Annotated in this window: 21 protein-coding genes and 1 pseudogene; 7 read left to right on the plus strand and 15 right to left on the minus strand. The window is 45.7% G+C overall.

The features are described from left to right. Positions 1-58 precede the first annotated feature (58 nt). From H9625_RS11880 to H9625_RS11910, 7 genes are all read right to left on the minus strand, one after another. Positions 59-1,387, minus strand: coding sequence for a helix-turn-helix domain-containing protein (locus H9625_RS11880; RefSeq protein ID WP_191764485.1), 1,329 nt, complete (start codon positions 1,385-1,387; stop codon positions 59-61). A gap of 433 nt (positions 1,388-1,820) precedes the next feature. Next, positions 1,821-3,197 carry a tRNA uridine-5-carboxymethylaminomethyl(34) synthesis GTPase MnmE gene (gene mnmE / locus H9625_RS11885; protein WP_191764487.1) on the minus strand — a complete coding sequence of 459 codons (1,377 nt, stop codon included), beginning with the start codon at positions 3,195-3,197 and terminating at the stop codon, positions 1,821-1,823. Beyond that, positions 3,194-3,700 carry a GAF domain-containing protein gene (locus H9625_RS11890; protein ID WP_191764489.1) on the minus strand — a complete coding sequence of 169 codons (507 nt, stop codon included), beginning with the start codon at positions 3,698-3,700 and terminating at the stop codon, positions 3,194-3,196. Before H9625_RS11890 ends, mnmE begins: the two co-directional genes overlap by 4 nt. Positions 3,701-3,718: 18 nt before the next feature. Then, positions 3,719-4,603 carry a nucleoside phosphorylase gene (locus H9625_RS11895; protein WP_191764491.1) on the minus strand — a complete coding sequence of 295 codons (885 nt, stop codon included), beginning with the start codon at positions 4,601-4,603 and terminating at the stop codon, positions 3,719-3,721. 114 nt (positions 4,604-4,717) lie between these two features. Continuing rightward, entirely contained in the window at positions 4,718-5,719 is a 1,002-nt protein-coding gene (gene floA / locus H9625_RS11900) for a flotillin-like protein FloA (RefSeq protein ID WP_022040902.1), read from the minus strand. Positions 5,720-5,745: 26 nt separating this feature from the next. Then, positions 5,746-6,216 (minus strand): NfeD family protein, encoded by a 471-nt coding sequence (locus H9625_RS11905; RefSeq protein WP_022040901.1) that lies wholly within the window; start codon positions 6,214-6,216, stop codon positions 5,746-5,748. Between the two features lie 2 nt (positions 6,217-6,218). Then, positions 6,219-7,637, minus strand: coding sequence for a tetratricopeptide repeat protein (locus H9625_RS11910; protein ID WP_191764493.1), 1,419 nt, complete (start codon positions 7,635-7,637; stop codon positions 6,219-6,221). A 358-nt stretch (positions 7,638-7,995) separates the two neighbouring features. On the opposite strand from H9625_RS11910, the gene H9625_RS11915 reads away from it, so the two are divergent. Then, positions 7,996-8,763: an ATP-binding protein gene (locus H9625_RS11915; protein WP_191764495.1), complete on the plus strand. Its 768-nt coding sequence runs from the start codon at positions 7,996-7,998 to the stop codon at positions 8,761-8,763. A 195-nt stretch (positions 8,764-8,958) separates the two neighbouring features. Beyond that, a complete protein-coding gene (locus H9625_RS11920) occupies positions 8,959-9,333 on the plus strand; it encodes a DMT family protein (protein ID WP_022040898.1) in 375 nt (124 codons plus the stop codon). 101 nt (positions 9,334-9,434) lie between these two features. Here the strand turns inward: H9625_RS11920 and H9625_RS11925 are convergent, their stop codons facing one another. Then, positions 9,435-11,099 (minus strand): AMP-binding protein, encoded by a 1,665-nt coding sequence (locus tag H9625_RS11925; protein WP_087208146.1) that lies wholly within the window; start codon positions 11,097-11,099, stop codon positions 9,435-9,437. A 407-nt stretch (positions 11,100-11,506) separates the two neighbouring features. On the opposite strand from H9625_RS11925, the gene H9625_RS11930 reads away from it, so the two are divergent. Continuing rightward, positions 11,507-13,249, plus strand: a complete 1,743-nt coding sequence (locus H9625_RS11930; protein ID WP_087208221.1) for a phospho-sugar mutase — start codon at positions 11,507-11,509, stop codon at positions 13,247-13,249. 109 nt (positions 13,250-13,358) lie between these two features. On the opposite strand, the gene H9625_RS11935 is transcribed toward H9625_RS11930, so the two are convergent. Next, entirely contained in the window at positions 13,359-13,874 is a 516-nt protein-coding gene (locus tag H9625_RS11935; RefSeq protein ID WP_022040895.1) for a methylated-DNA--[protein]-cysteine S-methyltransferase, read from the minus strand. 102 nt (positions 13,875-13,976) lie between these two features. Here H9625_RS11935 and H9625_RS11940 point away from each other — a divergent pair, with 102 nt between their 5' ends. Next, complete coding sequence (locus tag H9625_RS11940; RefSeq protein ID WP_158098125.1) at positions 13,977-14,147, plus strand: hypothetical protein; 171 nt, start codon at positions 13,977-13,979, stop codon at positions 14,145-14,147. Between the two features lie 4 nt (positions 14,148-14,151). Here the strand turns inward: H9625_RS11940 and H9625_RS11945 are convergent. The 3 genes and pseudogenes from H9625_RS11945 to H9625_RS11955 all read right to left on the minus strand — a co-directional run. Further along, positions 14,152-14,475 (minus strand): annotated as a pseudogene (locus tag H9625_RS11945) (LytR/AlgR family response regulator transcription factor); the annotation flags it as partial. Between the two features lie 77 nt (positions 14,476-14,552). Next, entirely contained in the window at positions 14,553-14,738 is a 186-nt protein-coding gene (locus H9625_RS11950; RefSeq protein ID WP_087208140.1) for a hypothetical protein, read from the minus strand. A 255-nt stretch (positions 14,739-14,993) separates the two neighbouring features. Continuing rightward, positions 14,994-15,230 (minus strand): hypothetical protein, encoded by a 237-nt coding sequence (locus H9625_RS11955; protein ID WP_191764499.1) that lies wholly within the window; start codon positions 15,228-15,230, stop codon positions 14,994-14,996. A gap of 471 nt (positions 15,231-15,701) precedes the next feature. On the opposite strand from H9625_RS11955, the gene H9625_RS11960 reads away from it, so the two are divergent. Genes H9625_RS11960 through H9625_RS11970 form a run of 3 tightly spaced genes read left to right on the plus strand, consistent with a single transcriptional unit; the run spans position 15,702 to position 19,765 of the window. Next, positions 15,702-16,220 (plus strand): hypothetical protein, encoded by a 519-nt coding sequence (locus H9625_RS11960; protein WP_143269877.1) that lies wholly within the window; start codon positions 15,702-15,704, stop codon positions 16,218-16,220. Further along, positions 16,217-16,726: a hypothetical protein gene (locus H9625_RS11965; RefSeq protein ID WP_191764501.1), complete on the plus strand. Its 510-nt coding sequence runs from the start codon at positions 16,217-16,219 to the stop codon at positions 16,724-16,726. Before H9625_RS11960 ends, H9625_RS11965 begins: the two co-directional genes overlap by 4 nt. 57 nt (positions 16,727-16,783) lie before the next feature. Then, positions 16,784-19,765 (plus strand): AsmA family protein, encoded by a 2,982-nt coding sequence (locus H9625_RS11970; RefSeq protein ID WP_191764515.1) that lies wholly within the window; start codon positions 16,784-16,786, stop codon positions 19,763-19,765. Positions 19,766-19,767: 2 nt separating this feature from the next. Here H9625_RS11970 and H9625_RS11975 read toward each other — a convergent pair whose 3' ends face one another. From H9625_RS11975 to H9625_RS11985, 3 genes are all read right to left on the minus strand, one after another. Next, entirely contained in the window at positions 19,768-21,111 is a 1,344-nt protein-coding gene (locus tag H9625_RS11975) for an MATE family efflux transporter (RefSeq protein ID WP_087249154.1), read from the minus strand. 281 nt (positions 21,112-21,392) lie between these two features. Further along, the gene (locus H9625_RS11980; protein WP_191764503.1) at positions 21,393-22,349 is read right to left on the minus strand and encodes an NAD(P)H-dependent flavin oxidoreductase; all 957 of its coding nucleotides are present in this window, start codon (positions 22,347-22,349) and stop codon (positions 21,393-21,395) included. 35 nt (positions 22,350-22,384) lie between these two features. Then, entirely contained in the window at positions 22,385-24,022 is a 1,638-nt protein-coding gene (locus tag H9625_RS11985) for a B12-binding domain-containing radical SAM protein (protein WP_191764505.1), read from the minus strand. Between the last annotated feature and the right edge of the window lie 91 nt (positions 24,023-24,113).

Below are 24,113 nucleotides of genomic sequence, written 5' to 3' on the forward strand. Positions count from 1 at the left end.
GTCGACAACTGCATTTCCATGCCGTAAAGATACAACTTTTAAACGAATTATTCGCATTTCACTTACTTTTGACTATACTTGGTATCTTGTGGCGGGAAACCAAAGTTCTTCTGGCTGCAGTGGACAGACCATAAAGCTCTTCAATCTGTTCTCCTGTAATCCATTCGATAGAATCTCCTTCAACAGATTCTGAAACAGGGACACGATGTCCAAATAACTCTTCCACAGCTTTTAACTCGTAGAAGTTTATGTGCTTGATAGTTATTCTCGGAACTTTGGCTTGCCTTGTTCTACCATGTACATGATGAACTGTTATCTTGAACCGTTCGGCAATCTTCTGTGCAGTTATATAGTCTTCAGGAACATCGAACTTTTCCGGATCACGGTTGAACAACTGTTCCACGGCATTTGCATTAAAGTAGTTTCGATGTTTGATGAATAGCTTTTCCAGTTTCCCTTCACGGGTTTTCGCTTGGGCAGCTTTCTCTGTAATACCATATTGTTCAGCAATCTGTTTGATTGAGATATAGCCGTCAGGAACCTTATCGGTCTTCTTCTGTTTTTTTCTTTTCTCAACTTCTTTGTCAAGAAAGCTTGTACTCATTCTTTCTTTTATAATCCTGTCAAAGCTATTTCGTTCAACGATTGTCAATCGGCCTTGCTTATGGTTTGGGATATTATAGTTGTGGACATAATAATTGATTTGGTCCTTACTTAATTTGTATTTTTCGTGTATATCCTTATAGGTGTAATAAAGCGGATCAACATTCTCTCTTTCACCTTTGAAGGTATCAATATGCGCACGTGAGTAGTAAACCTTACGTCCTTGTGTGATACGAGGAATATCATTCCTTTGAACGAAAGAAAGCACAGCAGCATGGCTCATACTGAACTTTTCCATGATTTGATCTATTGTGTAATAGTCATTCATATCCACTTCAGCAATCAGTTCTGCAAAGTGTATATCCACAAGAGCTTTGTCATAGAAGGTGTTTCGCCCTTGATACACTTTTTTAATGCCATACTTCTCACAACGATTCCATACAGCACGACGGGTAGTATGGAATTTATTTACAATCTGGCTGACTGTGTAATATTCCCGTTTCTTATGAATCTTGCCTGTTCGTGTCTGATATTCTTTTGCCCGATCGAACAAACCGTCAATATCTTTCCGTCTGATAAGAGTCTTTCCTTTCATCTGAACGGCTTTTATAAGCCCACTGGCAAGTTCTCTGTAGACCGAAGATTTTCCGATGCCCAGATAAGCGGCAGCCTCTCTCGGAGTAAGGAATCTCTTTTGTTCGAGAACAGATTTCTGGGAGGAAACTTCAGCAGGCACATCCTGAGGATTTGATTCAAGATAGTCTGAAATTTCCTTCTCTCGCATCTTTCTTTTGTAGTCTTTGCCATTACACTGACGTGAGCAATACTGAGTAGCCAATGTATGTGCAATAAAGAGCTTTCCGCAGTACTTACATCGTTTCTGTATCTCCATTGCCGTTTCTGATATTTGTGATAATTTCGCCAACGAAGTCACCCAAAAGTGTCCCAAGGTGTCCCACCACGTCCCAGGGTGTCCCAGCTTGTGCTCTCAATGTCATTTGGGCATTTTCCCAGGGTGTCCCAAGGAAGTGACTTCAATGTCATTTAGTCGTAATCGCACCGCTTTTAAATTCCATCGCGGTTCAAATACGGTACAAAAATAGTCGCAATAATTTGAAACAACAAAAAGCTACTCGGAAGTGTTAAAAATAAAAGTCCCTCAAAATGAGGGACTTATTATAAGTTATTTGAAGATGTTTTGAGTTGTTTAGAGTACTTTATTTACCGATGCAAAAATGCTCAAAAATACTTCCAAGCACTTCATCTGTCGTTACATCTCCTACAATATCACTCAGATGAAAGATGCATTCGCGCAAGTCTTGCGAGATGAAATCGCCGGAGAGGTTTGTGGACAATCCTTCTTGCACGCGCCGGATAGCCGCAAGGGCATGGATGAGGGCTTCATAGTGGCGGGCATTCGTTACGATGACATCGCCGGTCTGGATGTCTGGAAGAGCGGCAAGTTCCACCAGCTTTTCTTGCAGGGCGATGATGTTTTGTCCTTTCTTGGCGGATATCTCAATGACTGTTCCTTGCGGCGAGAGGAAAGTGGGAGTGTCCGCTAAGTCACATTTGTTAAGGGCTACGATGACTTGTTTGCCTTCAAGGCGGCCGGCCACTTGCCGGTAGAATGCTTGAAAGGCTGATTCTCCTTGTGATTTGTCACATACGAGAATTACGATTTGTGCCCGGTCAATGGCTTGGAAGCTGCGCTCAATGCCTAATGCTTCTATCGTGTCTTGGGTCTGGCGGATGCCGGCCGTATCGATGAAACGGAAAGTGATTCCGTTTAAGCTTATCGTATCTTCAATAATGTCACGCGTGGTGCCGTGGATGTCACTTACTATGGCGCGTTCTTCTTTTACCAAGGCATTAAGCAATGTAGACTTGCCGGCATTGGTCTCGCCTATGATGGCTACAGGAATGCCATTCTTGATTGCGTTGCCCGCATGAAAAGAGTTTGCCAAATGAGAGATGAGCTGTTCTATCTGTGCGGCCAGAGCCTGCAATTCTGTACGGTCGGCAAATTCCAGTTCCTCATGGTCGGAGAAATCCAGCTCCAGCTCCATAAGCGAAGTGAGGTGAAGGAGCTGGTTGCGCAGCTTTGCCAGTTCTCGGCTGAAACCTCCGCGCATCTGATTCATGGCCAGGCGATGGGTAGCTTCAGACGTAGAGGCGATAAGGTCTGCTACTGCCTCCGCCTGGCTCAAATCCATTTTCCCATTCAGGAAGGCGCGCTGGGTATATTCGCCGGGCATTGCCGTACGGCATCCTTGCCCGATGAGCAAATGCATCACTTGCTGGAGGATATACGCCGAGCCATGGCACGAAATTTCGGTGGCATCTTCGCCCGTATAGGAATGGGGGGCACGGAAGACAGAGACCAGCACTTCGTCGATAATTTCTCCTTTGCTGTTTTTGATATGCCCGAAGGCAAGGGTGTAGGGCTTGCGCTCCGTCAGAGGGACGGTTGAGCCTATGGGGGTGAAAATACGGCCGGTTAATGTCACGGCATCGGGACCGGACACGCGAACGATGCCTATCGCTCCTCCTTGGGCAGTGGCTATGGCACAAATGGTATCTTGTTGGTTCATATGGATGGTTTGCTGTTATTATATATGGTGTCGGCAAGTATCCGGACCGCTTGTTCAAGGTACAGCTTATCGGTTTCATCGAAAGCCGCCGGAAGGTCTGAATCGATGTCGAGCACGCCTTTTACTTCGCCTTGGACAATAAGAGGCACTACGATTTCCGAACGCGAGAGCGAACTGCAGGCAATGTGTCCGGGAAATTGTTCCACGTCGGGCACAACCAATGTCTGCATCCGTTCCCAGGCGGTTCCGCACACGCCCCGTCCTTTCTTGATGCGATAGCACGCCACGCTTCCTTGGAAAGGCCCTAATACGAGTTCATCGTTTTCCGCTAAATAAAATCCTACCCAAAAGAAGCCGAAAGCTTCTTTTAGGGCGGCGCATGTATTGGCGAGTACGCTTATTTCATGTGTTTCACCCTCGATAAGGGGGGCAAACTGGCGGAGAAACGTTTTGTAGCGTTCCGCTTTGTCTGTAATGTGGTCTTGTTTGAAATTAGCTTCCATTGTAATTAAGGATAAAAATCAAATCCGTTCAAGCACGACACGGATAAGGTCGTCTATTTGGTTCTTGTAACCCGTATTGGCTTCTTGCTTTACGCGGTTGGCTATGACCATGCATACCGTTGTGGCTTTGTGCCCAAGCAAAAGGGAGAGTCCGGCTATGGCGGAACTTTCCATTTCGTAGTTGGTAATATGCTGTCCTTTGTACTCGAAACTCTCTATTTTCTCGTTCTGGCGGGGGTCGGCAAGAGGGATGCGCAAGCGTCTGCCTTGAGGGCCGAAAAATCCGCCGCATGCCACGGTGATTCCTCTTACCATATCGTTTCTTGCGATGCGTTCCACTAATTCGTGATTGGCATGCACGGCGTATGGAGTGGGGGAGCAGAGGTTTCCTGTCCATCCCAGGTGGTTTAGCAAGGCGCGTTCCAGAGGAAGGTCGCTTACGGCATTCCGCCCCTCGTAAAAGTTGAGCAGCCCATCGAAGCCGATGGAGATTTCCGAGCAGATAAAGGTACCTGCGGGCGTATAGGGCTGAAGCCCTCCGCACGTGCCGATACGTACCAGTTCCAGTTGGCGCAAGCTGTCTTTCTCTTCACGTGTCCCGAAGTCGATGTTGGCAAGTGCGTCCAGTTCGTTGAGCACGATGTCGATGTTGTCGCATCCGATACCCGTAGAGACCACGGTGATACGCTTGCCTTGGTATGTTCCGGTGATGGTATGAAACTCGCGGCTCTGGATGTCGCACTCTTTCGTGTCGAAGTGCGAAGCGACCAGGTTCACCCGTCCGGGATCGCCCACCAGTATCACCTTGTCGGCAAGCTGTTCGGGACGCACATGGAGATGAAACACCGAACCGTCTTCGTTGATGATGAGTTCGGATGGGGGAAAGTAAGTTTTCGTTTGCATAGTAGTCGTGTTTTTTTACCACAGATTACACAGATTTTTCTTTCGCGTTTTTGCGTCTCTGCGTTCCATTTATCAATTGAAAATCTGTGTAATCTGTGGTGAGAATGTGAGATTCTATTTTCCTATCGGCTCGCCTCCCGCGGGATGCTGGTCGGGCTGGGCAATGCTGTTCCGCATGTCGGTATCCGCCTGGATGTTCTTCATGCGGTAATAGTCCATGATGCCGAGGTTCCCGCTCCGGAAAGCGTCTGCCATGGCCTTGGGCACTTCGGCTTCTGCCTGAATCACGTTGGCACGGGCTTCTTCCGCCTTGGCTTTCATTTCTTGCTCCAGCGCGACCGCCATGGCACGCCGTTCTTCCGCTTTGGCCTGGGCGATGTTCTTGTCGGCGTTTGCCTGGTCCATTTGGAGGGCAGCCCCGATGTTCCGGCCTATATCGATGTCGGCTATATCAATAGAGAGGATTTCAAAAGCGGTACCGGCGTCCAGCCCTTTGCGGAGCACGAGCTTCGAGATAGAGTCGGGGTTTTCCAGCACCGACTTATGATTCTCGGACGAGCCGATGCTCGATACGATGCCTTCGCCTACGCGTGCCAAGACGGTATCTTCGCCTGCGCCTCCCACCAGCTGGCGGATGTTGGCGCGCACCGTTACGCGGGCTTTGGCGATGAGCTGGATGCCGTCTTTTGCCACGGCGGTCACAGGAGGCGTGTCAATCACCTTCGGGTTGACCGACATCTGTACCGCCTCGAACACGTCACGTCCGGCAAGGTCGATGCCCGTTGCCATCTGGAAGGAAAGCTCGATGTTGGCTTTCGACGCCGATACCAGCGCGTGCACCACTTTCTCCACGTGTCCGCCTGCCATGTAGTGGGCTTCCAGCTCGTCACGGGTGATGGTGTTCAGCCCCGCCTTGTGGGCTTCTATCATGGCGGGCACGATGACATGGGGAGGCACGTTGCGGATGCGCATCAGGAAAAGCTGTACCAATGATACGCGTACGCCCGATACCTTGGCGGATAGCCAAAGGAAGAAGGGAACGTAATGGAAGAATACCGCCAAAATGATGACAATTCCGATTACAGTAATAATTTGCAAATAGAGAGGAGGAACCATAGTGTATTTATTTTAAAGTGAATAAATCAGTTTCCGGCACGTTTTACGTATACCGTGTTATTATCGATGCGGGTCACTTCGATAGGAGTGCCTTCATCAATGAAACCGTCGGCGGATTGCACTTCGATGAGATGTCCGTTGATGTCAGCGTTCCCTATCAGCGTGAGGCGTGTGGTGGATATGCCACAATCGCCCGCCTTTATCTGAATGTCTCTTAATGGGTTGTGCTGATAATTGAGTTCTTTCTTCAAGGAGAGCCGGTCAACCGTTTTCGAGCGCATCACCCATACGGTGATGCCGATGATGCCGAGAACCACGATGCCCAGCGTGACGAATCCCGCTTGCATACCCATGTCGCTGAAGGCATAATAAATGGCATAGAGCAGGCTGCATGCCGACGCGATGCCTGCAAGGGTAATGCCCGGCACGAGGAACACTTCGATAAGGAAGAGTATCAGTCCTGCCACGATAAGCGCGATGATGATAAGTATTTCCATAATTATTTTGATTTACTTAATTCTGTATTCCGTATCTTCTTCTCAAGAACCGTAATTTCATCCCGCAAAGTTTTCACGCGCTGCTCTTTGTCTAAGATACCTGGGGCAAGCTGCTCTTTTCCCGTCCGGTTGCTTTCGCGGTATGCCGTACGCAGGTTCTCCAGCGAAGTCTGAAGATCGGTCAGGTCTTTTTCTTTCTGAAGATATGATTGAAATTGCTCGCGTGCCTCTTTCGAAACGAAGTCGGAAAGACGGTGATAGATGACATTGTCATCCACTACAAAGCGAAAATCACCTTTCTTTTTCTTTGTGTCTTCGGCATACATTACTTGTGCCAGACGTTGTTTGGCGCTCCGCACTACATTGTCGCTGGTCTGTGTCTTCTTTATATCCTTCAAGCTGGCAAGGGCAATGATGTCTTTGGGGTCGGATGCTTCATAGTCGTACACTTCTTTCGATTCGTTAGGAACAAACACATAGACGCATACCTTACCTTCGGGCTGGTAGCGGTCGGAGGCGAACCAACCGAGGCGGTTCACTTCGTCGATGGCATACATATAGTCATTCGCCGGCGAGTTGAACGGCATGCCGATGTTATCGGGGCGCAGGTACGTGTTGTCGTCCGAGTCGTAGCGTGTGATGAAAATGTCGTAGCCACCCAGGCTTTCTTCGTCCTCTGCTGCATAATAAAGGGTGATGCCGTCCGAATCGAGGAACGGGAAATTCTGACTGTATCCGCTTTTGTTTATCCCTTGCAAGGGCTGAGGGGCACTCCAGCGGTCAATAAGTTTCATGCGTGAATAGAGGTGGAATTTTCCTTCCTCGTCGGTTTGCGGAAAGAGGGTCTTGTCTCCCCATTCATTGGTATAGATGGCACCCTCTCCGTTATCGGTCATTTCAATGTTTCCCGAAGCTTTGCTCAGTTTATAGGCAGAAAGAAACGAGGTTTTATCCACAACAAAACTATCTATTACGGTCACCCGTCCCGTACCACGTAGCATACGCGCTGCTAACCGGCATTTCGAGAGTATCCGTTCAGCTTCTTCTGTATCTTGTTTTTTCTTTTCCAGCCACATGATGTGCTCTTCCAGGTTCTCTACCGCGTCATCAAAGCGATATTGGGTATAGTAGAGTTTGCCTAAATAGAGGTAGGCGTTAATCACTTTCCGGGCTGCGCTTTTCTCAAGATAGGGTTGTGATTCCGCCAATTCTCCGGTTTCGAAGCAACATGCCCCGTACCAAAAATTGTAATTGGCATTCGAAGGGGCACGTTTCACCAGTTTCTCGAATACGGGTTTGGCTTCGGCAAACTTGCCTTCATTAAACCATTCTTTTGCCTGGTTCAAAGTTTGGGCGTGCACCGTCCCTCCGCACGTCAGGGCAAGGAGCAGGGCGGCAAGCATATGTTTTTTTCTGTTCATGTGTATTCTTCGTGTTGTTTTCTCAAAAGTACAAACTTTCTTTGAAATTCGAAGCATATTTTCCATTTCTTTTTTTAGAGTCGCTAAATTGATGTACTTTTGTGCCCGGATTTGAACACAGAGGCGCAGAGGCACGGAGATTTTATTTGCGGTTTTACCATAAAATAATTTGAATATCCGCAAACATCCCATGTAGGGGCGTATCGCATACGCCCTGAAGACATCCACGTGGATTAGTTGACGTATTCGGGCGTATGCGATACGCCCCTACATGGCAATTGGGTGAAATGCGGATATTCAAAAATAAAATATCCCTCTGTGTCTCCGTGCCTCTGTGTTCACAAAGAATGAAAAAAACATGGGAAAAGAAGAAAAACTGATACATACCATCAACCGGAGGTTTAATAAAGGAGTAGTGGAATATGGGTTGATAGATGAAGGCGATAAGATACTGGTGGGACTTTCGGGTGGAAAAGATTCGCTTGCTCTGCTGGAATTGCTAGCCAAGCGGTCTCGCATCTATAAACCTCGCTTTTCAGTAATCGCGGCGCATGTAGTGATGTCTAATATTGCCTATGAGTCGGATACGGACTACCTCCGTACATTCTCCGAAGGATTGGGTGTGCCTTTCGTGAGCTATGAAACTTCGTTCGACCCCTCGACTGATACTCGCAAGTCACCTTGTTTCCTTTGTTCGTGGAACAGGCGGAAAGCTTTGTTTACAATAGCAAAAGAACAGGGGTGTAATAAAATTGCCCTAGGACATCATCAGGACGATATTCTGGAAACTCTTTTAATGAATATGACATTTCAGGGAGCTTTCAGTACAATGCCTCCGCGGCTGGTGATGCGCAAGTTTAACATGACGATTATTCGTCCGTTATGTCTGGTACACGAAGCAGAGTTGTCGGAGTTGGCACGCATCCGTGAATATCATAAGCAGTTGAAGAATTGTCCTTATGAGAAAGATTCACACCGTACCAATATGAAGGAAGTGTTGCGTACACTGGAGCGTATGAACCCCGAAGCCCGTTATAGTCTTTGGAACAGCATGACGAATGTTCAAGCGGATTTGCTTCCGGTTTATGCCGAACGCAGAGGCGCAAAGACGCGGAGTAATAATTGAAATCTGAACACAGAGGCACGGAGACACAGAGATATTTTTATTGAATCCGCAAACAGCCACTGTAGGGGCGTATCGCATACGCCCGAAAGCGTTCACGTGGATAAGTTGATGCATCCGGGCGTATGCAATACGCCCCTACGGCAATCAGGCAAATGCGGATATTAATTATTAATTGTTAATTATTAATTGTTCAAAATGTTTACACAAGGAATTTATTCGATTGTATTGTTGGTTTTTTCGAACATCTTCATGACATTTGCCTGGTATGGGCATCTGAAGATGCGCGAAGAGTTCAGTTGGTTTGCTTCTTTACCGCTGATAGGCGTCATAGCTTTTAGTTGGGCAATCGCTTTTTTCGAATACTGCCTGCAGGTACCTGCCAATCGCTTAGGATTTCGCGATAGTGGCGGGCCGTTCGACATTATGCAGCTTAAAGTGATACAGGAAGTAATAACGCTTTCCGTATTCACCGTGTTTTCGATGATAGCTTTTAAGATGGAGTTGAAATGGAACCATTTTGCTGCTTTTGTCTGTCTGATCCTTGCAGTATACTTTGTGTTCAAGAAGTAGAGTTTGTATCTATCCGGCGCCATCTGTCTATGCATTCTGAGGCACACAGATGGCGTCGGGAATATGTGTAAGGTCCTTCCAGACAAAAAAGCAATTATTTATTAGTTTTCGATGTTTTGGTAAAGGAATCGCTTGATACTCTTTTTTGCCGTTTTCTCGAACTCTTCGGGATAGAGGCGGATGCGGGTTATCTGGCAATAGGCGGGGAGTTGCTTGTTCAGTTCGCTGCGGTTCACTTCCATCAGCTGTTCCAGTTGGATGGCACTTAGCCCATGTGCGAAAGTATCTTCGTGGTCGGGATAGACCAGCGCAATAAGCTTATCGCCCGAGAGAAGCACCAGCGATTCACCCACATAAGGCATGTTGTTGAGTCGTGCTTCGATTTCTTCAGGGTAGATGTTTTGTCCTGAAGCGGTAAGCAGCATGTTTTTACATCTTCCTTTGATAAAGATATTTCCTTCGGCATCCTTTATTGCCATGTCACCTGTGTGCAACCAGCCTTCGGCATCGATGGTTTGTGCGGTGGCTTCAGGATTTTTGAAATACCCGGACATCACATTGCGTCCCCGACATACCAGTTCTCCGGGAATGTGTCCGGGGTCGGGTGAGAGCACTTTCGTTTCCATATTGCTGACAGTCCTGCCACACGAAGTGTATTCGATTTCGTCCCACCGGCTATGACAGATAAGCGGTGCCGCTTCGGTCATACCATAGGCGATGGTATAGGGGAAGTTTATTTTGCGCAGGAAAGCTTCTACTTCGGCATTGAAAGGAGCTCCTCCTACAACGATTTCGATGAAGTTGTTGCCAAATACCTCCATTGCCTGATTGCGTATCTGTTCTTTTATCTTGTCACTGATGATGGGAAGTTTCAAAAGCAACTTGCCCAGTTTGTTGTCTACTTTGGGCAGGATGTTCTTTTTAAATATTTTCTCTACGATAAGGGGTACACAGGCGATGACACGTGGACGTATTTCTGCAAACGACTCGGCTATGATTTTAGGTGAGGGCATACGGGTAAGAAACCACAGGTGCACACCGACAGTTACTCCATACAAGAAATCGAAGGTAAGTCCGAAGATGTGTCCTAAAGGGAGCATGGATACAACGTTGTCACCGGCTTGCAGCCCCACTTTGCGATGGATGTGCTGAATATTCGACAAAAAACACCGGTATGGAAGCATCACACCTTTCGAGTATCCGGTAGTACCCGAAGTATAGTTGATGACAGCCAGTTCTTCCGGATCTTCACGCCGGTAAGACACGTGCTCGGCACGGAATCGGCATGGATAGCGCTTGCCGAACTCTTCGTTCAGATGCTCGCGTGCGTAGGTCAATTGTTTTGAGCGCGATACCACCAGGTCAAAGTTCTTCAATTCGATGATGCCTTCCAGCCTGGGCATAGCAGCCTCATTGAAATTTTCCCACACCTGGTCGCCTACGAACATCATCCGGGCATCGGAATGGTTGACAATATTGTGTACGTTGTCTGCCTTGAATTCGTGTAGGATAGGTACTGCCACAGCACCGTAAGTAATGATACTCAGGAATACAGCAGTCCAATTGGCACTGTTTCGTCCACATAGGGCTATCTTGTCGCAGGGTTTAATGCCGGCAAACTCGAAAAGGATGTGCATCTTTTCTATTTTCCGTGCCACGTCCCGGTATTGCAAGGTAGCACCTTTGTAGTCGGTCATTGCATCGCGGTCCCAGTTCCGGCGGATGCTTTCTTCTATTAATTGTATCAAGCTTTCTTTGTTCTCCATTTTTCTTAAAAAATTGCACAGAAGTTGGTGAATTGTGCGCAAAAGTAATAAAAAATTAGGCTTATAAGTGTATGTGTTGCGAACTTTTTCCAAATAAATGCCTCATTCCACATTGTTTTGGTTTATATTTGGATGTCAAGCATGCCTTTTGATGAACATAAGTGAGTGCCCCGTTTCACATAAGTAACTCGGGCGTTTCACATAAGTGAGTCAGTCGTATCACTTATGTTCGTTTGAGGAGGATTTTTGGTCAATTGGGGATTGGTTATTTTTCAACAGTCTATTGATTGCTTAAAAATGGCTTTAAAAAAAATGTCCTAAAATTAGGATATGTAGAATGAATCTTTTATTTTTGGGGTACAAAATGTATTATGCATATTACTAACTTTAATAATATTTATAACATCATGGAAAACGAAGCATTAATCAAACTTTGTACAGAAAAGGCTCAGAGCTGGTTGACTCCTGCTTATGATGCAGAAACACAGGCCGAAGTAAAACGGATTCTTGAAGACACAGACAAAACCGGACTTATCGATGCGTTCTATAAAGATTTAGAATTCGGTACGGGTGGTCTGCGCGGCATCATGGGTGCGGGTTCAAATCGTATGAACATCTATACAGTAGGTGCTGCTACACAAGGTATGGCCAATTACCTGAACAAATGCTTTGCCGGGAAAAAAGACATTGCAGTAGTAGTGGGGCACGATTGCCGCAACAATAGCCGTAAGTTTGCCGAAATTTCAGCTGATATCTTCTCGGCAAACGGCATCAAGGTATATCTTTTTGATGATATGCGTCCTACGCCGGAAGTATCGTTTGCTATCCGTCATTTGGGTTGTCAGAGCGGTATCAATATTACGGCTTCGCACAATCCGAAAGAATATAATGGCTACAAGGCATATTGGGAAGACGGTGCACAAGTGCTTGCTCCACACGATACAGGCATTATCGATGAAGTAAACAAGGTAAAGGTAACCGATATCAAGTTCCAGGGCAACAAAGAACTGATTCAAATTATTGGCAAAGATATCGATGATATTTATTTGGAAAAGGTGCATGGCATATCTATCGATCCTGAAGTAATCAAGCGTCAGAAAGACCTGAAGATTGTTTATACGCCGCTGCACGGAACCGGTATGATGCTGATTCCACAATCATTAAAGCTGTGGGGCTTCGAAAACGTGCATTGTGTTCCTGAACAGATGGTGAAGAGCGGCGATTTCCCGACAGTCGTATCTCCGAATCCGGAAAATGCAGAAGCTTTGACTATGGCCATTAACCTTGCCAAGAGCATTGATGCCGATATCGTAATGGCTTCCGATCCGGACGCAGACCGTGTAGGCATGGCTTGCAAGGACGATAAAGGTGAATGGGTATTGATTAACGGTAACCAGACCTGCCTGATATTCTTGTATTACATCATCAAGAACCGTATCGCAATGGGCAAAATGAAAGGCAACGAGTTTATCGTGAAGACCATTGTGACTACCGAAGTTATCCGTAAAGTGGCAGAAAAGAATAACATCAAGATGATAGATTGCTATACCGGTTTCAAATGGATTGCCCGTGAAATTCGTTTGCGTGAAGGCAAAGAGCAATACATCGGTGGCGGTGAAGAAAGTTACGGTTTCCTTGCTGAAGATTTCGTACGCGATAAAGACGCGGTATCTGCCTGCTCGTTACTGGCTGAAATCTGTGCTTGGGCAAAAGACCAGGGAAAGACTTTGTACGACATCCTGATGGAAGTTTATCTGGAATATGGATTCTCGAAAGAAGTAACCGTAAATGTAGTGAAACCGGGTAAGAGCGGTGCCGATGAAATCAAGGCGATGATGGACAACTTCCGTGCTTGTCCGCCGAAAGAATTGGGTGGATCAGAAGTGACCTTGACTAAAGACTACAAGACGCTGAAGGCTACCGATAACAAGGGCAATGTGACCGATATTGAAATGCCTGAGACCTCAAATGTGCTTCAGTTCTTCACGGCAGATGGTACGAAGGTATCTGTTCGTCCGTCGGGCACTGAACCGAAAATTAAGTTCTACGTGGAGGTGAAGGGCGAAATGGGCTGTCCGAAGTGTTATGCCCGCGAAACAGCCGCTGCTCTTGAAAAAGTAGAAGCTGTGAAGAAATCGTTGAATATCTGATCAGTAGCTTAGATTCTTACCAACTAATTCACATTTAAAGTGTGAATTAGTTGTTTTTTTTTGTCTTCAGATATTTACTTGAAAATTCAAAACACTTTCTGAAACAGGCTCAGGCATTGCGGGAAAGGAAATGTTCCCTTTCCAATTCCAGTAATTTTTCTTTTCGCCAAAGTCCGCCTGCGTAACCAGTCAAATTTCCGTTGCTTCCTATAACCCGATGGCAGGGAATAAGAATGCTGATGGGATTATGTCCGATAGCTCCACCTACAGCTTGTGCCGAAAAATGCTCGACACCTTTTTGGCGGGCGAGTTTTTGTGCGATGTCTTTGTAAGTGACGGTTTGTCCGTAAGGAATTTCTTTTAGTATATTCCACACTGCTTGCCGGAAAGGGGAACCTTGCGGTTGAAGGGCAGGCGGTACACCCGGAAGTTCTCTGTTGAAATATCGTTCCAGCCATTCAAGAGTCTCAACAAACACAGGAAGCTCCTTTTCAACGTAGGTAGCTGTCAGTGCAGGGTCAAAATATTTTTGTCCGTCGAACCATAATCCGGTCAGCGCTTCACCGTTGCTGGCAAGGGTTATGTCACCCAGTGGAGACAGGTATTTATATAGATATCCATTCATGCGAAATCGTTTTTTTATTGTAACAAAGATACGTTTTTCTTCCCAACCATCCAATGAAAGCTATGACTGTTTTTTTAGAAGCTGTTTTGAATTTATCGTGCGATGATTTGGGATGAGTTTTTGAGGCATTTTCGCTTCTGTGATGAGGAAGATAGCGGGCTATCTGACGAAGAACAGGAGCGAAAAAGACCAAAAAATCGCCCAAAGCACACACGAAAACGGATACATCAAGCCAAGAAAAACTTTTTGGAGAAATTCAAAACAGCTTCTTAGTGAATCATAAGATGCCATGCTTGCGGATGTACTCCATAAATTTTTCTTTGTAATTCTCGCCTACGGGAATCAGTGCTTTGGGTGAAAAGCAGATTCGGAATCTGGAAATTTCTTTGATTTTCTGCATATTGACGATATATGAGCGATGTACTCGCATGAAATGAGCGGGTAAACGAGCCTCCAGCCGTTGCAGGCTATAGAGGGTAGTAACGGGCTTCTCGCGTTCATCGGTATAGATTCGAATGTATTCGCTCATGCTTTCAATGTAGTTGATGCTGTCTATGTTGATGCGTACAACCTTGTAATCGCTCTTTACAAAAAGAGTTTCGGGGTTCTCTGTTTCTGCAGTTGCAGGAATGGTTTGTGAAAGGCTTTGCATCTCCGGAATCAGTACATAGTTATTTATTAAGAAGAGGAAAAAAAGGGACTGGTAATAATCCACATATCAATGGCAGGACGGGTAATCTCGGTTTTTCCATTAGTCTGATATGCCATCAACAAGGCATTGATGATAGGAGTAGCAAAAATCAGTATGGCAATTGTTGCGTAAATTGTATGCTCGAAAAATTGTTGTTTTTGTAAAGTAGTCATAGTCTTGTCGTCTTTTTAATATTGCATGAAACAAAGATAAAAGAAAAGATATGTTGCAGCAAAAATAATCGGCGAATTGGACGATTTCACAGACTGTTCAGCCAATTTTGCAAGCTATTGGGATTATAGACATTTTAGCGTATAGAACGATGTTTTTATTGAGAGAATCCTTTGGTTAGCTGATAGTTTTTTGCCGAGTGTTTGCAGTAATCTAATTTCGTAGTGGTGAGCCGACAGATGATGTGAACAATAATCCTAATCTGGAGCAGTTGCCAGGCTGGTAACAGACATTAAAAAGATTCCAAAACATGAATGTGCAAAGTAAGAAGCTGTTTTGAATTTCTCCAAAAAGTTTTTCTTGGCTTGATGTATCCGTTTTCGTGTGTGCTTTGGGCGATTTTTTGGTCCTTTTCGCTCCTGTTCTTCGTCAGATAGCCCGCTATCTTCCTCATCACAGAAGCGAAAATGCCTCAAAAACTCATCCCAAATCATCACACGATAAATTCAAAACAGCTTCTAAAAAATCAATTTTTTTCTCACAATAGCCGCTGCCTTGTGAAAGGTGGCGGCTGTTATACTTAATGAATTCCTGCAAACAGTCATACCCTTGAAAAATGAATATATACTGCATCAACGGTTGAATATATACTGCATTCGCGGTTGAATATATACTGCATTCGCTTACGGATATATACTTCATCGGCAGATGCAGTACTACTGCGTTTTCAACTCGGCCGGATTGGCTGATGACGGAATTCATATCATACTTTATACAAACGTTTTTCGGTTTAAATATCATATTGTTGACAAGTGATTAGGCCTTTCCTTGTATGTATGTGCCGAAATGACAGATTCATTATGAAAATAGAGCGATTTACTGATAAGATAATCTGGTTGGTTGATAGTTTTTGGTATGGGATGAAAGAGCGCTTAACTTTGAAACATCATTAAAACAAAGAAGATATGAAAAGATACATTTGTAGTTTGTTGTTGGGGATGGCTTTCGGCGGAGAAATGTTTGCCGTGGCAGATAATTTTTCTGCTTTTCTTTGGCAAGCAGAAGAACAGGTAAAGGAAGTCCCCAACCCGGAGAAGATGGCAAAAAGGCGAACGGACGAAATGAACGAACTTTTGCAATTAAGCGAAAAGCAATACAAAAAAATATATAAGCTTTACTTGAAACAGGAAAAAGAAAAAGTGGAAAGGATGACAGAAAGACATCTGCCTGAAGGAGGGCGTCCCCCAATGCCTCCTGAAGGAGGAGGAGGGATGCCTCCACAAGGCGGAATGCCTCCGAGAATGGAAGGAATGCCACCTTCGATGCCCATGAAGAATGAACGGGAAGATATGCAGAAACAGATAAAAAAGTTCGACAAGAAGTTAAAGAAGATTCTAACTGACGAACAATATGAAATTTGGTCTTCCCGAACTCCTGCAGGGAAAGAGGACGAGATGTTGGTACCGGAAATGCTGATGGAATGAAAACGATAATAATATGGAGTGTGTTTGTTTTGTCAGTTATCAGTTCCTGCCAGCAAGCAGACATCGAATATTATCCGATAGAAAAGCATCATTTGGGGGAAACTTATACCTCATACACAATAAATAATGTGATGCAAAGCGATTCGGCAGGAGTGGTAGTATTCAATTTTTATCCCGAAGAAGTAACCAGTCTGTCGTATATCAATTACGATGAAGCGACATGTGTCTTTACTTCTCACCGGGGAGAAACGGCCGACTATCTTATTTCCTGGGATTATGAAACAGACGGCAACTACGTGGAAGTACAGTATGGACAGAATGCGATGTGGTATACCGTTAATGAACAAAAACACACAGGCGAATACCTCTTACGGGCGAATGACGGTATGTCAGTGCGCATGTGCATGCGGTCGGGAGGAAGTATGTATATTGAAAATGGGGAAACGTTTTATCAGGCAAATGTGACAGTGATAAAGTTTTCTATTGAAGAAGCGGCAGAAGAATAACCGCCGCTTCTTTTTATTTGTATCTTTGCCGTTGTTTTATGAACAAATAAAAGAATGATGAAAAAACGGACAAAGAATATTCTGAAAATAACCTGTTTGTCGGTCGTTGCACTGATTGTTCTGGCGTTGGGAGGCATAGCTTTGGCGGTTAATTTTATATTTACGCCCGAAAAACTTACTCCAGTGGTATTGAAGGTATCCAATCAGGTCTTGAATGCCAAATTGGATATGAAAAGTGTGGAATTGACTTTCTTTTCCACATTCCCCCGTTTCGGACTGAAACTGACAAATGGAAGTCTGGTCTCGAAAGCGTTGAAAGACACATTGTGGCAGAAAACAGATTCACTGGTCGCGTTCGACAAGTGTGTGGTGGTAGTTAACCCGTTGGATTATTTGTATAAGAATAAAATTACGGTTAATTATCTGGGATTGGAAAATGCCTCTGTCTATGCTTATAAAAGTAAGGAAGGGGTGGCAAACTGGGACATCATGCAGGTTGACACTTCTGCTGTGGCAGCAAAGGATACGGTAACGGCAAAGCCCCTGACGGGAGGCATTGACATCCGCCGGGTTTCGCTGAAACATGCAGATGTGGTTTTTGACGACCGCGACACCCGGTTGTATGCCAGCTTGCAGAATGCTTCTTTAGGATTGCGTGCCGCTCTGCATAAGGAACGTTCGCGATTGTCGTTGAAGTTTAAAAACGATAACATTATTTTCTGGCAAGACGGTCAGTTGTTGCTGCACCGGATAGCTGCAGAGTTGGATACCGACCTTGAACTGGAACGGCAAACACGTAAACTGGTGTTGCATGATGCCGGCATCAAGGTCAACGGTATTCATTTTGATGTGAAAGGGACATTGCAGGGCGATACGGTTCGTCGGGCACTGGCTGTAGATCTCACATACGGTCTGCATGCTCCTACGCTTGAAACGGTACTGAGCATGATACCCGAAAGTATTTTAAAACGTGAAAGCATGACTGCCAAGGGGGAAGTGATGATGCGGGGAACGGTAAAAGGCTGGTACGGGAAAAAACAGGTACCTGCTGTCACACTGGATGTCCGTATCAAGGATGCTTCTGCCAAATACGATAAATTGCCCTATGGAATTGACCATCTCTCGGCAGATTTTCAAGCTTTTGTAGACCTGATGCGTCAGAAACCTTCGTATGCCGATTTGAAAATTTTCCGTTTCCAAGGTGCACATACCGATGTATTGGCAGATGCGAAGGTGGATGATTTATTGGGTGATCCGGTGATTACGTTCAATACCCAATCAAAGATAGACCTGACTTCGTTGGCACAGACTTTCCCGTTACAACAGGGAGTAACTATCCAAGGAGCTGTTGAAGCAAACTTACGGTTGAAGACACGGTTGTCATCTATTAAGAAACGTGATTTGGGACGTATCCGGGCGGCAGGTAAAGTCACGATGAATGGCATGTCGCTGCAAGATACAGCCAAAGGCTTCGAGTTTACCAGCGATGCATCACTGGCATTTTTAGGCAATGATTTCTTGGCCGCCCGTGCTCAGATAAGCAAGCTGGTATTACGCTCTCGCCGTCTGGATGCCAATCTTTCCAGCCTTACCGCTACAGCAAAAACAACCAATCCGCAGGATACGGCACGAATAGCCAAAATGGATTGCAAGGTGGAATTGAATCAATTGAAAGGGAATATGGGAGATTCATTGGCTGTGTTTTGCAAGAAGACTACTGCCACTATCAGTCTGGAACCAGGACAGCGGAATCCTTCCATGCCACGTATCGGACTTTCAATGGAGGCAGATACATTGTTTGCACGTGCAGGCGATATCCGGTTCGGTATGGACAAGGCAGGGTTTGGCGTATCGGCAGAAAAGGTGCGCGATTCATTGTGGATACCTAAAGGCATCATTGGTTTCAATCGCCTGAAAGTAAATGTTCCTCAATTTACTTTGCCTGTCCGTATGCGCAAGACGGCACTTACTGTAGGCGACCGTCGGATAACATTGAAAAATGCCAGTTTCCGTATTGGCCGTTCCGATTTGACTGCAAGTGGTGTGGTTTACGACTTATATGGCGTAATGAAGCATCATAAGGTATTGCGTGCCCAGTTGGATGTGTCTTCGCACAACCTTGATTGCAATCAGTTGATTAATGCCCTCAGTTTTCCGGCAGACACGGTGGATACGGAAGAGGCTGCAGAAGAGAAAGTGGATACAGCCTCGGCAATGAAATTGTTTATCGTGCCGAAGAACATAGATTTCGAACTGCAGACAAATTTGAAACGTGTACGTTACGACAAAATGGTATTCGAAAATGTACGTGGTGAAGTAAACGTTCGGGATCAGGCTGTGCACCTCAATGCTTTGCGGATGAAAGGATTGGATGCAAGTATGTTTGCAACGGTGGTTTATCGGGCCACAGAGAAAAAGCGAGGATATGCGGGATTTGATTTCAGGCTGCGTAGAATCAATATCGGTAAACTGGTTGATTTCATTCCTTCGTTGGATACCATCGTGCCAATGCTTCGTTCGTTCAAAGGGCAGGTCAATTTTGATGCTGCGGCAGAAGCCCGGCTTGATTCGAACATGAACATCAAAATACCCAGCCTGCGTGCCGCAGTCCGTATCGATGGTGACAGCTTGGTATTGATGGATGGGGAAACTTTTTCCGAGATATCAAAAATGTTGAGGTTCAAAAACAAGAAACGGAATGTGTTCGACAGCATATCAGTTAATGTAACGGTGAAAGACGGTAATGTGACGGTATATCCGTTTGTAGTGCAAATAGACCGTTATAAAGCTGCAGTGGGAGGGACACAAGGATTGGATATGAATTTCAATTATCACATATCCATTTTGAAATCGCCTTTGCCTTTCAAGATGGGAGTTACCATAACGGGCAATCTGGACAAGATGAAATTCAAACTGGGTAAAGCGAAATATAAAGATGCGGTTACACCGGTGGCCATCCGGCAGGTAGACAGTACGCGGGTTAACTTAGGGCGTGACATCGTGAACGATTTTCGGAATATCGTGAGGCGGAGAGAATAGCCTTACCGAAGTATTTTGGGGAAGCGGAAGGCAAAAATAAGGGTACAACAGATGGCTGCTGTTGCATCTGAAATGCCTTCTGCTGCAAATACACCATGCACACCCATGATATGTGGAAGGACAAGTGCCAAAGGAACCAGAAGGAAGACTTTTCGCAAAAGGGCGATGAAAATGGATACTTTTGCCTGACCCAGTGCCACGAACATATTTTGGCAAGTACGTTGCAAGCCGAATATGGTCATACCGGCAAGGAATATGGGCATCATTTGACATACAACGGTTATTAGTTTTTGATCGGTAGTAAAAGCGCCAGCTATGACTGAAGGAAACAGTATCATAAACACAATCAGCACAAAGTTGAATGAAAACATCGAGATAAGCGCAATCTTGAAACACGATTTGACACGATTGAAATCATGATGTCCGTAGTTATAGCTTACAATAGGGACAAATCCTTGTGCAAATCCGGTTAGTGGAACACTGACAATCATCATTGCACTTTGCATAATAGCGAGTGCACTGACGTAGATGTCGCCAAAGCGCTCCAACGTACCGTTTAATACGAAGCTTACCAGGCTTTCAGTACTTGCCATGATAAAAGGAGAAATTCCCAGTGCCAGAACGGGAAAAAGGATGCTTTTGTGTAGCTTCATATACTGCCGTTCCAGCCGGAGGGAAGCTTTTCCGGATGTCAGGAAACTTAACGTCCAGGCCGCACTGCAAGCTTGCGACAAGATGGTGGCAAAAGCTGCTCCTTTTACTCCCATGTCGAATGTAAAAATGAACAGAGGGTCTAACGCGATATTCAGAATGGCACCTATCAGCACTGAGTACATGGCAATGGCGGGACGTCCTTGTATGTTGATAAAAGTATTGAGCCCTACCGACAATTCTACGAAGAGCGTTCCCAGCAGATAAACCGACAGGTAATCAGTAGCATAGCCGATTGTCCGTCCGGATGCACCGGTAAACAATAAAATCGGCTCCATGAAAATATATGCTATGGAGGAAGTGATAAGTGTAAAGATTATCAGTAAAATGAAACCGTTACCCAGTATTTTTCCGGCCCGTTCGCGATCGCCTTGTCCTAAGGCTATGGCTGCCAATGGAGCACCTCCAGCTCCTACGATAGATGAAAAGGCAGAAATCAGAATGATGACTGCGCTGGTCACACCGATTCCTGCCAGCGCATCAGTTCCGATGTCTGGAATATGCCCGATGTAGATACGGTCTACGAGGTTGTATAGTAGGTTTACAAACTGTGCCGCGATGGCTGGGAGTGCCATCTTGAATACCAGCGGCAGCATACGTTCGGTACCTAATCTTTCTTCATATGCATTGTTCATTGCGCCTTTGCTTGAAAAATCGTGCAAAGGTAATCAATTATTTGAATGCATAAACGAAGAGAAAGCTGGATTTTATCGCTCTTTGTTTGTGCTTTATGTCCCGGTTTTGTTCCAAACGAATATCTTCATAAGTCCATAACATCTCCTTCTGAAAACGAAGATATACTTCATAAGCTATTCCAGTTAACTGCTACAATCCATGAAGATAACTGAAACGGCAAAGTAATATATCTTCATTTTCACCTCATTATTTTAATAATGACCGTCACATGCTTTTTGTTTTATGCCATATCCATCAGGCGGTTTGCCTGCAGGCGAATCAGCGATTCATTATATTCATCTATCAGTTCTTTCATCACTTCGTCAACTGCTTGCAAGCGTTTGATTTGTGAGGCAACTTGACCAATTTCGATTTCTCCCTCAAAGATGTCTCCTTCGAATATTCCTAACTTGGCGCGTCCCCGTCCTAAGATCTCACGAAGTTCATCTACTGATGCACCGCGCAGTTCTGCTTCTTCAACCCGTTTGTAGAAGTCATTTTTCACCAATCGGGTAGGCGAAAGTTGTTTCAGTGTCAGTATCGTGTCGCCTTCGTTCAGGCGCAGGCACCGGTCTTTGAACGAGAAGTGTGCTGAGCTTTCTTCGGTTAATGCGAATCGGGTTCCTATCTGTACGCCGTCGGCTCCCAAGGCTTGTGCGGCAAGGATGCTTTTGCCAGTCGCTATGCCTCCTGCAGCCAATAGGGGCAGAGTACATGTACGGCGAATGGCAGGGATGAGACACATGGTAGTGGTCTCTTCTCGTCCGTTATGCCCTCCGGCTTCGAATCCTTCGGCTACGATAGCGTCTACGCCCGCTTCCTCACATTTGGCTGCAAATTTGGACGAAGCCACTACGTGTGCCACGAGGATATCCCGTTCGTGAAGCCAGTCAGTCCATTTCTTTGGACTGCCTGCCGACGTGAAAACGATTTTTACGCCTTCTTCGGCGATGATTGGCATGATAGTATCTATTTCGGGATACATGAGCGGTACATTTACTCCAAAAGGCTTGTCGGTAGCTGTTTTACACTTACGGATGTGCTCGCGTAAGGTTTCGGGGTGCATTGAGCCTGCTCCCAGCAAGCCAAGCCCTCCAGCGTTGCTTACGGCAGAAGCTAATCTCCAGCCGCTGCACCATACCATTCCACCTTGGATGATGGGGTATTTAATGTTGAATAGTCGGCAAATTCGGTTCATGGTATTTCTTTAGTTAACAGTTAATAATGAATGATTTATAAAGTCCTTGCTTTGAATACCGGTTTGGTTTGTTGCGATTCAGGTTCAAAACCAAACCAATACGTAATGTCTTCGTTTTCGGCAGGCGGAAGCAGGCAGAGACGCAAGTTTTCGTGATAGGTGCCATTGAGCACCTCCCAATGTTCGGGAGGTAATACGTGTTTGGTACGGACGCGGTAGGCCGGTTCTTTCTTAAGCGACATGCCCGCTTCTATCCATGCAAGTGTCACGGCGGTTTCGTAAGCCGGATAGTTTTCTTGACAGAACTTATAGAGTAGGATGCCACGCCGTTCCAGGCTCATGGGCTGGTCAATGACGCCGATACGAGTCAGATGCTCCAAGAACCGGTGCAAGAATTCAGACTCTTCCACAATCAACAGGCGAGTGATTTCTTGCCAAGGTTTGGCATTGTAGAATCCGTCTATGAGGCGTGATAACATGCGTGCCGTTTGAAGTTCGTCGGGAGTGATTTCGTTGGTTTTCAACACTTCGTATGGAGGATAAGGAGAGTAGCTGATGCTTAATTCCGAGCTGCGCCGGCGCATTTCCGTTCCGGGAAGAAGCTTTAGAGATTCCAATTGGATTTCGCCGGCACGATAAGAAGCCAACGTACGGACATCTTCGAATATCTCTTTTAAATGATATAAAGGTAATCCTGCTATCAGGTCGGCATGGGTTTCCAAATTGGGCAAAGCACATAAGAATTCCAGACCGGACAGGGCATCTGCCAAGTCTCCTGCTCTCCGGCTGACGGTCAGCACTTCCTGATGGAGGCTTTGAATGCCTGCCTCTAAGTGTAATTGTCCCTTTGGCATGGCGGCAAGTATTTCTTTCAGCTCTTCGGATAAAAGGGCGGGATGCACTTCTAAGTGAAAACGGATGTCTGGAAATTCGCGGAATAAATCGAGTAAGGCGCGGGCATGACGGGTATTGTAATTGAAAGTCCGGTCGAGCACCCGGATATTCCGGATGTGGTGCTCCTGAATCAAGGAGATTCGCCTTCGGATGGTTTCAATGGGAAGGGTGCGTACGGGTTTCTCGCCTCCGCTTACACAAAAGGCGCATGTATTGAAGCATCCGCGTGTAGTTTCCAGTTGCACGAAAGGTTTGCTCCAATTGAAGAACGGGCTTTCTTCGGGCGGGACAAGCCGGTCGAAATGCATCACTTGTGCACGTCCGTTATTGTGGTAGGTGGAAACTGTATCCAAATAACATAAGCCGGTTATGGTGTGCCATGCTTCCGGCTTATTCCATATTTCCAGCCAGCGTGCGAAAACCTCTTCTCCTTCGCCTCGGAATACACAATTCACGAAAGGATAATTACGTAGGAACCTTTCATTATCCCCCAAAAATTCGGGACCTCCCAGTGTGATGCAACAATCGGGGAGCAAAGCCTTGATACGTCCCAAAGTGTGAAGTAACATTTCGTGATTGAAAAGCCAGCAGGTAGCGGCTACGATATCCGGTTTCCGACGGAATACTTCAGCACTCGCCATGCCCGGATTTTCATTGATAGTTGCAGAAACAATATCCCACTCTATATCGGCACGTCCGATGAGTTGGGCTTGCAAGGCGGGCAAAGCCAACGAGGAATGCGCATACGAACTGTTCAGGTCAAGCCAAAGGATTTTCATGAGGAAATTTTATTAAAAACACAGATTAGCTCAGATTGACGCGGATATCATATTATTTAATTATGAATCAGCAAGAATCTGGGTTAATCTG

Source organism: Phocaeicola intestinalis, assembly GCF_014837065.1.
Taxonomy (GTDB): domain Bacteria; phylum Bacteroidota; class Bacteroidia; order Bacteroidales; family Bacteroidaceae; genus Phocaeicola; species Phocaeicola intestinalis.